A 13,979-nucleotide genomic window follows, 5' to 3' on the forward strand; every position below is an offset into this window, starting at 1 on the left:
GCGAGTGCCGGAAACCACGGGGAACGGAGGTTCGAGGATGACGAGTGCGGACGTGCTGACCGATGCCTACGAGCGGATCCGCGAGGTGGTGCACGAGGCGGCCGACGGGCTGGACGAGGCGGCCCTCACCTACCGGGTGGACCCGGGCGCGAACACCATCGCCTGGCTGATCTGGCACCTGACCAGAGTGCAGGACGACCACGTCGCCGAGGTGGCGGGCGTCGACCAGGTGTGGACGGCGCAGGGCTGGTACGACCGGTTCGCGCTGCCGATCGGCAAGCGCGCCACGGGTTACGGCGACGGCCCGGCCGACGTCGCCCGCGTGCGGGCCTCCGCCGAGCTGCTGACCGGATATTACGAGGCGGTCCACGCACAGACGCTGGAGTACCTGCGCGGTCTCACCGACGCCGAGCTGGCCCGCGTGGTCGACACGTCGTGGGATCCGCCGGTCACCCTGCTGGTGCGACTGGTCAGCGTGCTCTCCGACGATCTACAGCACGCCGGTCAGGCGGCCTACCTGCGCGGGGTCATCGAACGGACGAGGTAGCGGCGGTGAGATCGTGCTCCGTCGGCGCGTCGTCGTCCGGGGCGCGGTGGCGGCGGTTGTAGACGATGCTGCTGACGAACGCCGCCACGATGATCGTCACGCCGACCAGGCCGGTCACCACCTCGTTCAGGTGGTGTCCGGTGGAGTACAGCAGCACGACGGCGAGGGCGCCGATCGCCCAGTGCGCGCCGTGCTCGAGGTAGACGTACTCCGAGAGCGTGCCCTGCCGCACCAGGTAGACGGTGATGGAGCGCACGAACATCGAGCCGATCAGGCCCAGGCCGAGCGCGATGATGATCGGGTCCGCGGTGATGGCGAACGCACCGATCACGCCGTCGAAGGAGAACGAGGCGTCCAGCACTTCCAGGTAGAGGAAGACGAAGAACGCCGCGCGGCCGGTGGCCACGACGATCGGCCCGGGGCCGGTGCGTTCCAGTTCGTCCTCGTGTTCGTTGTCCAGCGCCTCGCTCAGCCCGTTGACCAGGATGTAGGTCACCATGCCCAGCGCGCCGGCGACCATCACCACGTCCGCGCGCTCGTCGGGCGCGGTGAGGCCCGCGATGCAGACCAGCACCAGCAGCGAGACGACGGTGGAGAACATCGGGAACCGGCCGAGCCGGGCCAGCGGCCGCTCCAGCCAGACCAGCCAGGTGGTCTCGCGGTCGCTGCTCACGAAGTCCAGGAACAGCATCAGCAGGAACATTCCGCCGAACGCGGCGATCTTCGGATTGGCCTCGTTGAGCAGCGTCTCGTAGCTGGGGCGGCCGTCGGAGAAGTAGGCGGCGCCGTCGGGCGGCGGGTTCAGCGCCAGCTCGAAGGCCTTCACCGGATCCAGGTGCGCGGTGATCGCCACGATGACCAAGGGGAACAGCAGCCGCATGCCGAACACCGCGATGATGACGCCGACGGTGAGGAACATCCGTTGCCAGAACGCGCTGAGTCGTTGCAGGACGCTGGCATTGACCACCGCGTTGTCGAACGACAGCGACACCTCGAGCACGCCGAGGATGGCCGCCAGCACCAACGCTTCCGGCCCGCCGTAGATCAGCGCGGCCACCAGCGATACCACTGTGACGATGAACGACAGGGCGAACACACGCACGAACATGCCGATGCCTTTCGCAGTAGCCCGACACCCGCGGGGGTCTTGTGGATCTCCACGAGTAGCGGCAGCCAGAGTGCCCGCAACCCTCACTCGATTGTGGCAGCCGAATGGAGGAAACGACAATCGGTACAGGTTGCGCGCCCGGGACAGCCTACCTGGAACCTGTACCAGCGATCAGTACCAGCCGTGGGACTGCCAGAACGCCCACGCGCCGTCCGGGCTGCCGTACCGCTGGTTCATGTAGTCGTAGGTCCACCGGAGCTGAGTGACCGGGTTGCAGCACCAGTCCGGGCCGTGGGTGCTCATCTTGTACGCCGGCAGCGCCTGGCCCAGTCCGTAGGCGCCCGACTCGGGGTTGATGGCGAAGGTGTTCCAGCCGCTCTCCCTGGTGATGATGTTGTCGAACGCCGGGAACTGATGCGGCGGAACGATGAACAGCGCCATCGTCTTCGGTGCCAGCCGGAACGCCGGCAGCACCACGCCCAGGCCCATACCGACCACATCGGGCAGCATCGCCGAGCCGGTCGGGGTGCGCCCGGCACAGATGTCCGGACCGGGCCGCCCGGCGCCCGCGGACGCCGCCCGCGTCGCCCCGGGACCGAACGCCGCCATGCTGTCGGCCAGTTCCTGCGCCGACACCGGCACCTCGGGGTCGCCGACGGCGGCACAGGCGGGGGCGGCGGTCGCGCCGTCCTCGGCCGCGGCAACCGCCGCGCACACCGTGAGCGCCGCCGTCAGCAAGGCGGCGACGGCGACCTTTCCGACCCAGCGCACGATGCGTGATCTCGGCTGCGGCATCGCGGGCACGCTCCTTTCGCGTCAACCTGTGAATCACGAAAAGCGGGTGGTGCGAAACCGAGCAAACCACTAGTAGACCGTGCGAGAGGCGAAGCCGCCCGGCGTGTCCGTGGGCGAGATCAGGGCTCGTTCATGCCGAGCAGCGCGCGCAGATGTCGCGGCGCGGGGGAGCCGTGCGCCAGCATGGCGTCGTGCCAGCCGCGCACCGAGACCGCGGCGGGCCGGGCGTCGGCGATCGCGGACATCTCGGTGTAGCCGACGAAGTAGGTCGACAGCTGGGTGGAGCTCAGCCGCGCGCGCCGCCACTTGCCGGCCGCCTCGCCCTCCTCCTGGAAACCGCGGCGCACCATCAGGTCCATCGCCTCGGCCTCGCCCAGACCGTCGCAGTGCACGCCCTGATCCAGCACGGCGTTGATGGTCGTGCGCAGCAACGACTTCAGCCGCTGCAGCCGCACCGGCACGCCGCCGAAACCGCGCTCGGCCATCAGTCGCTCGGCGTACACGGCCCAGCCCTCGATGAAGGTGCCGCTGGCGCACATCGCCCGCACCGCCGTCGCCCCGCGGAACCGGCGGGCGTGCGCGAGTTGCAGGAAGTGTCCCGGCATCGCCTCGTGCACGGTGAGATTGCGCAGCATGTGGTTGTTGTATTCGCGGTAGAACGACGCCACGCGCTGCTCGGACCAGTCGGCCGGGGTGGGCGCGATGGCGAAGAACGTCGGCAGGTCACCGGATTCCAGCGGGCCGACCGGATCGCAGTAGGCCACGGCCACGCCCCGCGCGAACTCCGGCATCTCCTGCAGGACCAGGGCGTCGTCGACCGGTGTCACGAGATCGTGTGCGGCGACGAAGGATTCGGCCTCGGCGAGGGCGGCCTCGGCGACCGCGACCACGGTGCCGTCGTGCGGGCGCTCGGTCGCGAGCCGGGCCAGGGCGGTGCGGACGGTGTCGTCGTCGGGGTTCGCGACGCCGAGCAATTCGCCTGCGGCGGCGCGCATCTGGTCCGCGACGAGGTCGAGGTGGCGCTCGGCGCGGGCCAGCAGTTCGCCCGCGCTCAGCTCGGTGTCGAGGGTGTGCCAGAGTTTCGCCTCCCACAGCCGCCGGCCCAGCTGCGGGTCGCGGGCGGACCGGTCGCGGCGCTCGCCGAGCCAGCGCGTGAACTCCGCCAGGGCCGCGAGCGCCGCGGCGGTCTGCGGGCCGACGTCCGCGCCGGGCACCTGCGCGGCCAGCCGGGGGACCTCCGCGCGGATCAGTCCGGCGACGCCCTCGAACTGCCCGATCGCGGTCTCGACGTGGACGCGCGGGCACTCGCCGAGTACGGCGCGGGCGGTGGCCAGCGCGTCGGGCAGCGCGGCCAGCCGGGCGGCGAGCGCCTCGAGGCGCTGTGCGGGCGGCGCGAACGGGCGCGCCAGCAACCCGTACAGCAGCGGTCCGGGATTGTGCACCAACGGATTCCACTCGTGCTCGCGCAGTTCGGTGTGCGCGAACAGGCGGCTGTCGACATCCTGTTGCAGCAGTGCGTGATCGACCCGGTCCTCGGGCGGCAGGTCGTCGGCGTCCACCTCGGCCAGCGCGTGCGAGGCCTCGCGCAGCAGCGCCGAACGCGCCCGCACCGCGGCCGCCGACCAGTCCGGCAGCCGGTCGTCGACGCGGTGATCCCCGGCGAACGCGGCGGTGACCGGATCCTCCCGCAGCACCGCGTCCACGATCCGTTCCGCCCGCTGTACGAAGGTCTCCGACATGCGCGCCACGGTACCTGCCGTAGCATGAAATTCGCCCGCTCCGGCGCGCTGTCCCAGCGAGCCGTCAGCACCCGAAATGTGCGGTACCGATCCGAAATACGCGCGAATGCGGGAGACTCGGATGTCGGTGACCGACCGAACCACGTCAGGGGAGTTTGCGATGTCCCACTCTTCCGCCTACCCCAGTGTGGTGCCGGTCGGCGTCGACACGACCCGGGCCAGCGCGGCGCGCGTCTACGACGCGGCGCTCAACGGTAAAGACAATTTCGAGGTGGACCGCGAAGTGCTCGCGCGGGTGCGGACCGTGGCCCCCCAGGTGAACGATTTGGCTTGGGCCAACCGGCATTTCCTCATTCGCGCCTGCCGTTTCCTGTCCAGTCAGGCGGGCATCGACCAGTACCTGGACCTGGGCTCGGGCCTGCCCACCGCGGAGAATACCCACCAGGCGGTGCAGCGCGTGCTGCCCATGGCGCGGGTGGTCTACGTGGACAACGACCCGATGGTGCTGGCCCACGCGCGCGCGTTGCTGGACGGCAATCCGGACACCAGCATCGTGTCCGCCGACATCTTCCGTCCGTTCGACGTGTTGTCGAACCGGATGATTCGCAGCGAACTCGATTTCGACCGCCCGCTGGCGCTGTTCCAGATCGGCACCCTGCACCACTATCTGGGCGACGACGGCGCGGCGCTCATGCAGACCTACATCGATGCGCTGCCCGCCGGTTCCTTCGTCGCGATTGCCCATTTCTGCAATCCGGAGACGCCCGAATACGGCGAACTGGCCAAGCAGATGGAGGACAAGTTCGTGAACAGCCCGCTGGGCAGCGGCCGATTTCGGACCGTGCCGGAAATCGCGTCGTTCTTCGGGAATCTGGAGATGATCGAGCCGGGCCTGGTGCTGTGCGACGACTGGTGGCCGGACGGCCCACGCCTGTCGCCGCTGTCGCCGCCGCGCCACTGCATCGTCGGCGGCATCGGACGCAAGCGGTCGTAGCGAAAAGGATTCTGCCCCACCGCACCACGTGCGGCGGGGCAGAATCCGCAGCTAGTCGGTGTTCGCCTTGTCCGGGGCCTCCGGCTCGGGGACCACCTCCACCGGCTCGGTCACCAGGCCGAACTCGGCGTCGTGCTGCTCGGTGCCGGTGAGCACCGCGTGCTCGATGAGCAGCGCGCCGTGCTTCTCGCGCAGGATGATCGGGTCCGAGCGCACGTCCTTGTACAGCGCCACGCACATCAGGCCCATCACGATCGCGAACGGCAGGGAGACCACCGTCGTCAGCGCCTGCAGCCCGTTCAGCGCGCCGTCCAGCTTGTCGGCGTCGGCGATCACCAGCATGATGGCGGCGACCGCGCCGGTGGCGGCGCCCCAGAAGGTCACCGTCACCTTCGACGGTTCCAGGCTGCCCCGCTCCGACAGCGTGCCCATCACGATGGACGCGGCGTCGGCGCCGGACACGAAGAAGATCGCGACCAGCACCATCACCAGCGCCGCGGTGATCGAGGCGATCGGATAGTGCTCGAGCAGGTGGAACAGCGCGAAGTTGGAATCGACGGAACCACTCGGCTCGGTCAGGTCGTGGCTCTCGCGCTGCTGCGCGATCGCCGCGCCGCCGAAGACGACGAACCACACCAGGCTCACCAGGCTGGGCACCAGCAGCACGCCGGTGACGAACTGCCGGATGGTGCGGCCGCGGCTGATCCGGGCGATGAACATGCCGACGAACGGCGTCCACGAGATCCACCACGCCCAATAGAAGATGGTCCAGCTCGACAGCCACGCCTCCTCGGCGTCGCCGCCGCTGGCCGCGGTGCGCGAGGCCATCTCGGGCAGCTTGGCGATGTAGTCGCCGAAGGTGGTCGGCAGCAGGTTGAGCATGAACAGCGTGGGCCCGAGCACGAAGACGAAGACCGCGATGATCAGCGCCAGCACCATGTTGATGTTCGACAGCCACTGGATGCCGCGGTCGATGCCCGAGATCGCGGAGGCGATGAACGCGACGGTGAGGACGGTGATGATCAGGACCAGCCCGATCTTGCCGATCGAATCGACCCAGCCGTTGAACTCCATGCCCGCGCCGATCTGCAGCGCGCCCAGGCCCAGCGAGGCGGCCGAGCCGAACAGCGTCGCGAAGATCGCCATCATGTCGATGGCGCGCCCGCCGAGGCCCTTGGAGTGCCGGCCGAGGATCGGGCGGAAGACCGCGGAGATCAACTGCGAGCGGCCTTTTCGGAAGGTGCCGTACGCGATGGCCAGGCCGGCGACGGCGTAGATGGCCCACGGGTGCAGCGTCCAGTGGAACAGCGTCTGCGCCATCGCCACCTCGGCTGCCTGGTCGGTCTCGGCCTGCACCGTGCCCGGCGGCGGCTTCACGTAGTGCGTGAGCGGTTCGGCGACACCCCAGAACATCAGGCCGATGCCCATCCCGGCGCTGAACATCATCGCGATCCAGGACACGGTCTTGAACTCCGGCTGCTCGCCGTCGTCGCCGAGCGGGATCTTGCCGTAGCGGCTGGCCGCCAGCCAGATGACGTAGACGACGAATGCCGACGCGATCAGAACGAACAGCCAACCGGTATTGGTGATCACCCAGGATTGCGCGTCCGACGCCGCGGAGCCGAGGCTCGCCTGATCGAGGATGCCCCAGGCGACGAATGCCAACGAGCCGATTGCCGTGATGCCGAAAACCAATCGATCCAAACCGCGTTCGGGACGTGGTGCGGGAGTCGGTTCGTCGGCGCGATCTTCTGATCCGTCGGATATGCGATCGGTGTCTATCGACATCGGATCCGAGTCCTTTCAGAGTATGGGCGCAGCCTTGCTTCAGCCCCCATTACCGGTTCGAGCAACCGTACAGCGTTCGGCGCGGCGTCGCAGCGGGTACCACCACCTTCCGGGTGGAACCGTGTGGTCTACGCTGGTTCGATTGCGCTGTGGCTAACCTGCTGGGCCGGGCGGGTGGGGCGGGCGAATGCTTGTTCTACCAGCGGTGATCGCGGTGTGCGACACCGTATTCGGATTTCTGGCTAACTCGTCGCCAACTGTCGATTCGGCGGCCGGGAATAATCGGCGGGAAGTTTGCGGCCGGGGGTTTCGCCGTCACCGATATTGGGTAAGAGCAAGGGGAATTCACTGTGCCGAATGGCATCCTGTGCGCTGTATTTCCGGCGCGGAGACCCGTTCGTGATCGGATCGTGCGAGACGTTATGCCGGTCGGTGTCTCGTGTTCGGAACGGCGCTGTGCCAAGATGATCGCAGATGCCTCGCGATGTCGCCGGTGTTCGTTCCGGAAGATCTTGCGGCGGTTGGTGAACGGGTCGGATCGGCGCAGTCGGCCACCCGGAGGTCGAAAGGCGGGTCAACGGTGACCGCACATGTCAGCACGGGGTCGATCGCGGCCGTCGGCGAGGCCCTGCCGGGCCGGTTGCTGCGGGCCGAGCCGATGCGGGCCTATCTGATCCCGGGGTTGCGACTGCCGGCCCGCGCCTGGTGGATTCGCTATCTCACGACCACGGCGCACGGCGAGCCGACCGAGGTGACCGGCACCGTGCTCGTGCCGTCGACGCCCTACGCCGACGGTCCCCGCCCGTTGATCGGCTTCGCGGTCGGCACGCAGGGGCTGGCCGACATCTCCGCGGCGTCGTGGCAGCTGCGGCGCGGGCTGGAGTACGAGTCGCTGTTCCTGCTCGGCGCGCTGCGGCGGGGCTGGGCCGTCGCGGTCTCGGACTATCCGGGACTGGGCAATCCGGGATCGCACCCGTACGTGATGGGCCGCGCGCTGGGCCCCGCCGTGCTCGACAGTCTGCGCGCCGCACGGCAATTGGCGGACGCCGAGCTGGAACCCGATGGGCCGCTGGGCATCTACGGATACTCCGAGGGCGGCTGCGCCGCGGGCTGGGCGCTGCAACTGCAACCCGCCTACGCGCCGGATCTGCCGCTGGACGGCGGCGCCGTCGGCTCCGCACCGGCCGATCTGGAGGCGATGTTCGCCCACCACGACGGCGGCCGGTACGCGTTCCTGCTGTTCTACGCGCTGCTCGGCATCGACGCCGCCTATCCGGAGTTGGATGTCCTCACGCTGCTCAACCCGGCGGGCCGGGCGCTGGCCGGATTGCTGCGCCGCACCCACGTGCTGCCCGGTGCGGCGCTGGGCATCGCGGGCAGCCTGGTGCTGCCGACCAGGTCGGCACGGTATGTGCGCCGCCACCCGCTGGAGGTGCCCGAGGTGCTGGCCCGGCTGCGGGAAAACCGTTTGGGCGCAATACCTCCCGCCGCGCCGGTGCTGCTCGCCGGTGGCACCAAGGAGCAGGTGATCCCGTTCGATCAGATGACCGCGCTGCACCGCGACTGGCGCGGCCTCGGTGTGGACGTCACCTTCGAGACCATGGCGCGCGAGCACATCGGCGGCGCGTTCTCCTTCGCGCCCAAGGCTTTCGAGTTCCTCGCCGAGCGGTTCGCGGCGCACGCGGTGGTGCGCGAGCGTACGGCCTGAGCGGCGCGTAGTCCGGGAGTGGCTGCCGCGGTACAGCATTGACCCACTGCGCGGCGTGGTCGTCCGGAAGCCGTTGTCAGGAAGGCTTTTCGAGTAACGCGGACACCAGGGCTCCGCCGAGTCGACGGTGCAGCGGGTCCGCTTGCGCGCCGAAGAGGCGTTCGTCGACCTCGGTGACGATCTGCTCGGCCGCGCGCAGCAGCCGGGTGCCCGCGGCGGTGAGTTCGAGGGTCGAGGCGGATCCGGCGCGTGCTGTGCGGTCACGCACCAGACCCGCGCCCACCAGCGCCTTGACGGCCGTGTGCGCGCTCTGCACGCTGATGCCCGACATCCGCGCCAGCTCGCTGAACGAGGCGCCGGGCACGCCGGCGATGTGCCCGAGCAGCCCGAGCCGGCCCACCGTGAGATCCAGCGGGGCGAGGGCGGCGCCGAGTTCGCTCTCGACCCGCTTGGCCAGCGTGAGCACGAGAATGGAGGCGCTGGCCGCGGGCGGCCCGGGGCGGCCGTTGTCGGTGGACATCGTCCCAGTCTCGCGCATCGCGCGGGAGCGGACGCCCGGCTATCCCGGGTACTTGTAGAAGCCCTCGCCGGTGGCGATGCCCAGCTTGCCGGCGTCGATGTAGTTGGTCTTCAACCACTGTGCGAGGCGCTGCGCGTTCTCGTCGCCGTTGACCAGGATGTTGTACGGGGTGGTGAGCCCGACGACGTCGAGGATCTGGAACGGGCCCATCGGCGCGCCCGTCGCGATCCGCCAGGTCTTGTCGACCGCCTCGGGCTCGGCGTAACCGCCGGCGGCCAGCGCGATGCCGGAGTTGAGGAACGGCACCAGCAGCGAGTTGAGGACGTAACCGGCCTTCTCCCGGTGCAATTCGATCGGCACCATCCCGATCGCGGCGGCGAAGTCGACGACCGCCCGGTACACGGCGGGGTCGGTGTCGGTGGTGCCCATGACCTCGGCGGTGTTGAACTTCCACACCTGGTTCGCGAAGTGCAGCGCCAGGAACCGGTCGGGCCGGCCGGTGAACTCCTTCATGTCGCTGGGCAGCAGCGTGGAGGAGTTGGTGGCGAAGATCGTCCGCTCGGGAGCGAGTTCGCCGAGCTTGCGGTAGGTCTCCCGCTTGATCGACAGCACCTCCGGCACGGCCTCGATCACCAGGTCGGCGTCGCCGACCGCCGCGGCGAGGTCCGAGGTCGCGGTGATCGCCGCCGCCGTCTTCTCCGCCGTGCCGTCGTCGGCGCCGGGCACCTCGTCGCGATAGGTCGCGGCCAGCCCGGTGAATCGGTCGCGGGCCGCGGCGACCGCCTCGTCGCTGATGTCGTAGGCGGTGACGTCGAAACCGCGGAACGCGGTCTGGAAGGCGATCTGTGAGCCGAGCACTCCGGTGCCGAGGACGGTCACCTTTCGGATCTCGATGGTCATCGTTGTCTCCTCCGGTCGCGGTGCGGGATGGAGCTGGGACGAACGCTACACCGGTACCGGGTCCGCGCGGCGGGTGCGCCGCCAGGCGTAGGTCAGGAAGGCCACCAGGCCGAGCAGCGGCAGGCTGCTCAGGGCCCAGCTCAGGCCGAGCGGGGGACCGGGCTGCCGCAGCACCGGGAGGTCGCGCAGTTCACCGACGCCGTGGCCCAGGGGGCCGTCGATCTCGAACCGGAAGGTCCAATTGCCTTCCTGGTCCAGGGATCTCACGTCCAGGCCCCACACGTCGCGCTTGCGGGGATGGCGCGACAGCGGGTCGGGGCGGTAGGTGCGCCCGTTGGGCAGGGTCTCGGTGAGGGTGCCGGACTTGTCGTCGATGCCGCCGTCGGGGATGAACGTGAAGTCCAGCGATTGCAGCGCCCGCAGCGGCCACGTGCTGAAGCCGACGGTGATCCCGTACGGCCCGGCCTGCACCCGCTCGGTGTGCACGATGTCGACCGGTTCGTAGGCGGCGGCGGTGCCGGCCGGCAACAGGGCCAAGCCCACAGCGAGCAGCAGGGCCGCCGACAGCAGTCGGGTGATCACGCGTGAGCTCCTTCCGGCGCGACGAGGCGCAACATCAGTCCGAAACGCCGGCCCAGGAATCCGCCGAGCGCGCCGAGGACGCCGCCGGCGAGCGCCGTGGCGACGAGGACCACCGTGGCGGGTAGTCGGGAATCGTGGATGAGTACGGTCTGGAAGGGCGCGCAGGCCGCGATGAGCAAGCCGCCCAGGCCGCCGGCGAGCGCGGGCAGCCCGCGCCCGGCGCGCCCGCCGTAGCGCAGCAGCAGATCGATGCCCACGCCCACCGGCAGCAGCACCAGCGGCACCAGCGCGGGCGTGGACGGGATGATCCGAATGTTCTCGCGCATCGGCAGACCCACGAAATCGGCGTAGGCCTGCGCCGCCCAGGGCGCGAACCACCAGAACACGCCCTGCAGGACGGCCGCCGCGGCCGCGGTCACGGTCGCGCCCCAGCGGCCGAAGCCCGCGCCGGTGAGCAGCAGCATCACCACGATGAACGCGGTGACCGCCGTGGTCCACCGGACGGTGCCGGTGGACAGCTGCTGCACGGCGAGCGCGGTGATCACGCTCGACACGATGAGGTGGCCGAGGCTCGCCAGCGTGCCCAGCCGCCCCCAGCGGCGGGCGCGGGCGGCGGCGAACACGATCACCGTGCCGACCGAGGTGACGGTGCTCGACAGGAACAGGCCGATGTGCGGCGGCGAGTCGATCACCGCGTCGAAGCCGTAGAGCGAATGCCACCACAGGTCCCACAGCCCGTACAGCAGGAACGCCGCCGCGCCGAGGCAGGTGACGAGGTAGCCCAGCGGCGCGGTGAAGGTCCGGCCGAAGACGCCGATGCCCGGCCCGCCGAGTTCCGGATCGACGGCGCGCCCGGCGCGCCCGGCCGCCGTCGCCGCCAGAACGACCGCGAGACCGGTGAATCCGGAGATGGCGGCGCTGGCGTAGATGAACAGGTGCGGCAGGGTGAAGAAGGTGTCCGGGCCGACGTCGGAGTGCCACTGGATGTCCCAGGTGGCACCGACCGCCCAGGTCATGGTGGCGGCGAACAGGATCGCCGCGGGCAGCCAGGGCCGGATGCCGGTGCTGCGGTCGGTGGCCGGTGCGGTCACCTCCGGCGCGGAGACGGTCGAGTCCATGAGCCGATTCCTCTCGAGTGGCTGCGTGGTCAGGTGGCGCTGACGGAAAAGGTGGCGGTGCCCGTCCCGGCCGGGCCGGACAGGTCGACGGTGATCTCCCACTGACCCGGCATGGGGAGATCGACGGTGGCGCGGTAGCGTCCCGGCCCGCTGGCCTCGGCCGTAGCGGGCGGTACGGCATGCCCCATCTGCGGCATCGCGGGGGCGACGGTCACCCGGGTCGGCTGTGCGGGCGCGGACTGCCGGTCGGTGACCTCGAGTTCGACCGTGGTGGTGCCCGGGTGCGGTGAGCTCGCCAGCCGCACGGCATACGGTCCCGCCGAAACCCGCTGGCCCGCACTGTCTTCCGTCGGCCACACCAGCCACGCGACAAAACCCGCGACCACCGCCGCGACCGCCGCGAGCACGATCACGCCACGCTTGTTCACCGCCGCACCTCCCACCAGCACGCGGCGGAGACGATGGCGCGCTCGTTCACGATCTTCACTGCGGCGCACCCGCTTTCACTTCGACGACGGCCGGGACGGTCAGGACCGAGTATCCGCGTTCGGCCTGCGCCCAGACCAGGTAGCGGCCCGGGAGCGGGAAGGTGTAGGTGAACGAGAGGTCGGGGCCGTAGGCGGCGACGGTCTCGTCCGGTGGTTGGGCTCCGGGGGCGAGCATCGGGGCCATGGCGTGCGCGTGCGCCCAGATCGGGGCGGTGGTCGCGGCCGTGCCCGTGGGCGTGCCGTCCGGGAGCGGTCCGACGGCGATGAGGTGCCCGAGCATCCCCAGCCACAGTTGCAGGTCCGCGCCGCCGCCGAAGCGAGCGGTCAGGGTGCCGGGCACCCCCGCCACCAAATCCGTTGCGGTGAGGGAGGTCTCGCCTGAGCTGGGCGGGCTGCCGGGCGATGCCGAGAGTGCGGTGGAGGGTGGTGCCGGTGGGGCTGCTGTCGGGGAGGTGGTGCGGGGTGTGGACGGTGGTGCTGTGGGCGGGAGGGTGGTGTTGCCGGGCAGGGGGAGTGGTGAGGTGCCCGGGAGTTTCAGTGCGGCGCGGAGCAATTGGGTGCCGCCGCCGCGTCGGGAGAGTTCGGCGGCGACGGCGTAGTCGCCGGGGGTGAGGGCGGGGAGGCGGAGTTCGTAGGTGCCGGGGGCCGTGCGGATCGGGTGGCGGTGCCAGAGTTGGGCGGCGGGGCCGACGATCATGAGGTGCAGGAGGGCGTCGTCGGTGACGAGGAGGTCGTCGACCGGGCGGCCGGTGGCGCTGTCGGTCAGCGTCAGGATCAGGTCGGTGGGCTGCCCGGGGACGGTCGTCCGGGTGCGCACGGCCAGATTCGCCGGGGGCCGTGCGTAATTCGTCGTCATCGGCAGGTCGCGCTCGGGGTACGGGTCGCCGACGGAGTCGGAGGTCGGGTCGAGCAGGCTGCCCGCCGGGCGCGGGGGCGGGGCGCTCGCCGACAGCGTGGCGCCGGTGACACCCACCGCCAGCGCCGCGACCATCGCCCCCGCGGGCAGCAGCGCGAGCCGCCCGCGCCGCGACACCAGCGCCGTCCCGACCGATACCAGCAGCAGCGCGCCCGCCGCGAAGAACCCGCCGTACGCCGCCCGCTCCCACGGCGTGACGACCTGCGCCGCCACGACGAACGGGATACGCGCGGCACGCTCGCCGTCGCCGACGGTCAGCTCCCACGGGCCCGCGTGATCCACGCGCAGTGTCGCCGCATAGGGCCCGGGGCGCTCGCCGAGGTTGACGGTGGTGGACGAGCCGTCACCCGCCCGGTCCACCGGAACGGCCGCGAGCGTGAGAGTGCCCGGCGCGGAACCGCTGTGGGTGACGACGTCCACGCGCAATGGCCCCGGAACCGGTTGGGCACGACGCACGATCACCGTCAACTCCCGATCGCCGAGCGATTGCGCGACGGTCAGATCCGCTCCCGACGCCCCGCCGTCCGCCCGCGCCGTCGCCCCACCGAACACCGCCGCGACCAGGCAGAAACCGACCACCGCCAGCGCGGTGCGCACGCGCCGCAACTCAGCCGAGTCTGCGCGAAGCCGCCGCCCGCCCCACCGTCGCCAACCGCCGACCGAACGACGTCGAGCACTGGACAGTAGCGGGCGAGGATGTGAACGACAGCTGCACCACACCGATTATGCCGTGCCCCACACCACCTTTCACCGTCCGATTCCCGCCACCAGCGAGC

General features: G+C 70.4%; 13 protein-coding genes. 3 read left to right on the plus strand and 10 right to left on the minus strand.

Annotation, left to right across the window (positions count from 1 at the left end; translation table 11 throughout):
* Positions 1-37 precede the first annotated feature (37 nt).
* Entirely contained in the window at positions 38-547 is a 510-nt protein-coding gene (locus tag IU476_RS10115) for a mycothiol transferase (protein ID WP_195098920.1), read from the plus strand.
* On the opposite strand, the gene IU476_RS10120 is transcribed toward IU476_RS10115, so the two are convergent.
* The 3 genes from IU476_RS10120 to IU476_RS10130 form a co-directional block, all read right to left on the minus strand.
* Positions 528-1,655 carry a DUF475 domain-containing protein gene (locus IU476_RS10120; protein WP_195098923.1) on the minus strand — a complete coding sequence of 376 codons (1,128 nt, stop codon included), beginning with the start codon at positions 1,653-1,655 and terminating at the stop codon, positions 528-530. The two genes, IU476_RS10115 and IU476_RS10120, sit on opposite strands and share 20 nt — an antisense overlap.
* Positions 1,656-1,826: 171 nt before the next feature.
* Positions 1,827-2,450, minus strand: a complete 624-nt coding sequence (locus IU476_RS10125) for an aggregation-promoting factor C-terminal-like domain-containing protein (protein ID WP_195098926.1) — start codon at positions 2,448-2,450, stop codon at positions 1,827-1,829.
* 119 nt (positions 2,451-2,569) lie between these two features.
* Entirely contained in the window at positions 2,570-4,189 is a 1,620-nt protein-coding gene (locus tag IU476_RS10130) for a DUF885 domain-containing protein (RefSeq protein ID WP_195098929.1), read from the minus strand.
* A gap of 160 nt (positions 4,190-4,349) precedes the next feature.
* On the opposite strand from IU476_RS10130, the gene IU476_RS10135 reads away from it, so the two are divergent.
* A complete protein-coding gene (locus IU476_RS10135) occupies positions 4,350-5,183 on the plus strand; it encodes an SAM-dependent methyltransferase (protein WP_195098930.1) in 834 nt (277 codons plus the stop codon).
* Between the two features lie 51 nt (positions 5,184-5,234).
* Here IU476_RS10135 and IU476_RS10140 read toward each other — a convergent pair whose 3' ends face one another.
* Positions 5,235-6,971 carry a BCCT family transporter gene (locus IU476_RS10140; protein ID WP_195098931.1) on the minus strand — a complete coding sequence of 579 codons (1,737 nt, stop codon included), beginning with the start codon at positions 6,969-6,971 and terminating at the stop codon, positions 5,235-5,237.
* Between the two features lie 580 nt (positions 6,972-7,551).
* On the opposite strand from IU476_RS10140, the gene IU476_RS10145 reads away from it, so the two are divergent.
* Positions 7,552-8,679, plus strand: coding sequence for a lipase family protein (locus IU476_RS10145; RefSeq protein ID WP_324193979.1), 1,128 nt, complete (start codon positions 7,552-7,554; stop codon positions 8,677-8,679).
* A 76-nt stretch (positions 8,680-8,755) separates the two neighbouring features.
* Here the strand turns inward: IU476_RS10145 and IU476_RS10150 are convergent, their stop codons facing one another.
* Genes IU476_RS10150 through IU476_RS10175 form a run of 6 tightly spaced genes read right to left on the minus strand, consistent with a single transcriptional unit; the run spans position 8,756 to position 13,800 of the window.
* Entirely contained in the window at positions 8,756-9,199 is a 444-nt protein-coding gene (locus IU476_RS10150; RefSeq protein ID WP_195098932.1) for a MarR family winged helix-turn-helix transcriptional regulator, read from the minus strand.
* A 39-nt stretch (positions 9,200-9,238) separates the two neighbouring features.
* A complete protein-coding gene (locus tag IU476_RS10155; protein ID WP_195098933.1) occupies positions 9,239-10,099 on the minus strand; it encodes a 3-hydroxyacyl-CoA dehydrogenase in 861 nt (286 codons plus the stop codon).
* A 45-nt stretch (positions 10,100-10,144) separates the two neighbouring features.
* On the minus strand, positions 10,145-10,681 hold the full coding sequence (locus IU476_RS10160) for a hypothetical protein (RefSeq protein WP_324193980.1): 537 nt from the start codon (positions 10,679-10,681) through the stop codon (positions 10,145-10,147).
* Entirely contained in the window at positions 10,678-11,799 is a 1,122-nt protein-coding gene (locus tag IU476_RS10165; protein WP_195098935.1) for a hypothetical protein, read from the minus strand. The genes IU476_RS10160 and IU476_RS10165 overlap by 4 nt, the downstream gene beginning before the upstream one ends.
* A 29-nt stretch (positions 11,800-11,828) precedes the next feature.
* Positions 11,829-12,227: a FixH family protein gene (locus IU476_RS10170; protein ID WP_324193981.1), complete on the minus strand. Its 399-nt coding sequence runs from the start codon at positions 12,225-12,227 to the stop codon at positions 11,829-11,831.
* Positions 12,228-12,282: 55 nt separating this feature from the next.
* Positions 12,283-13,800: a DUF8832 domain-containing protein gene (locus tag IU476_RS10175; protein ID WP_195098936.1), complete on the minus strand. Its 1,518-nt coding sequence runs from the start codon at positions 13,798-13,800 to the stop codon at positions 12,283-12,285.
* Positions 13,801-13,979: the final 179 nt, after the last annotated feature.

Source organism: Nocardia blacklockiae, assembly GCF_015477355.1.
GTDB classification, from domain to species: Bacteria; Actinomycetota; Actinomycetes; order Mycobacteriales; family Mycobacteriaceae; genus Nocardia; species Nocardia blacklockiae.

Excerpts from the sequence above, each read along its gene's own strand:
- IU476_RS10130 (WP_195098929.1), bottom strand. The coding sequence starts at position 4,189 with ATGTCGGAGACCTTCGTACAGCGGGCGGAACGGATCGTGGACGCGGTG.
- IU476_RS10115 (WP_195098920.1), top strand. The coding sequence starts at position 38 with ATGACGAGTGCGGACGTGCTGACCGATGCCTACGAGCGGATCCGCGAG.
- IU476_RS10135 (WP_195098930.1), top strand. The coding sequence starts at position 4,350 with ATGTCCCACTCTTCCGCCTACCCCAGTGTGGTGCCGGTCGGCGTCGAC.
- IU476_RS10150 (WP_195098932.1), bottom strand. The coding sequence starts at position 9,199 with ATGTCCACCGACAACGGCCGCCCCGGGCCGCCCGCGGCCAGCGCCTCC.
- IU476_RS10120 (WP_195098923.1), bottom strand. The coding sequence starts at position 1,655 with ATGTTCGTGCGTGTGTTCGCCCTGTCGTTCATCGTCACAGTGGTATCG.
- IU476_RS10155 (WP_195098933.1), bottom strand. The coding sequence starts at position 10,099 with ATGACCATCGAGATCCGAAAGGTGACCGTCCTCGGCACCGGAGTGCTC.
- IU476_RS10140 (WP_195098931.1), bottom strand. The coding sequence starts at position 6,971 with ATGTCGATAGACACCGATCGCATATCCGACGGATCAGAAGATCGCGCC.
- IU476_RS10125 (WP_195098926.1), bottom strand. The coding sequence starts at position 2,450 with ATGCCGCAGCCGAGATCACGCATCGTGCGCTGGGTCGGAAAGGTCGCC.
- IU476_RS10165 (WP_195098935.1), bottom strand. The coding sequence starts at position 11,799 with ATGGACTCGACCGTCTCCGCGCCGGAGGTGACCGCACCGGCCACCGAC.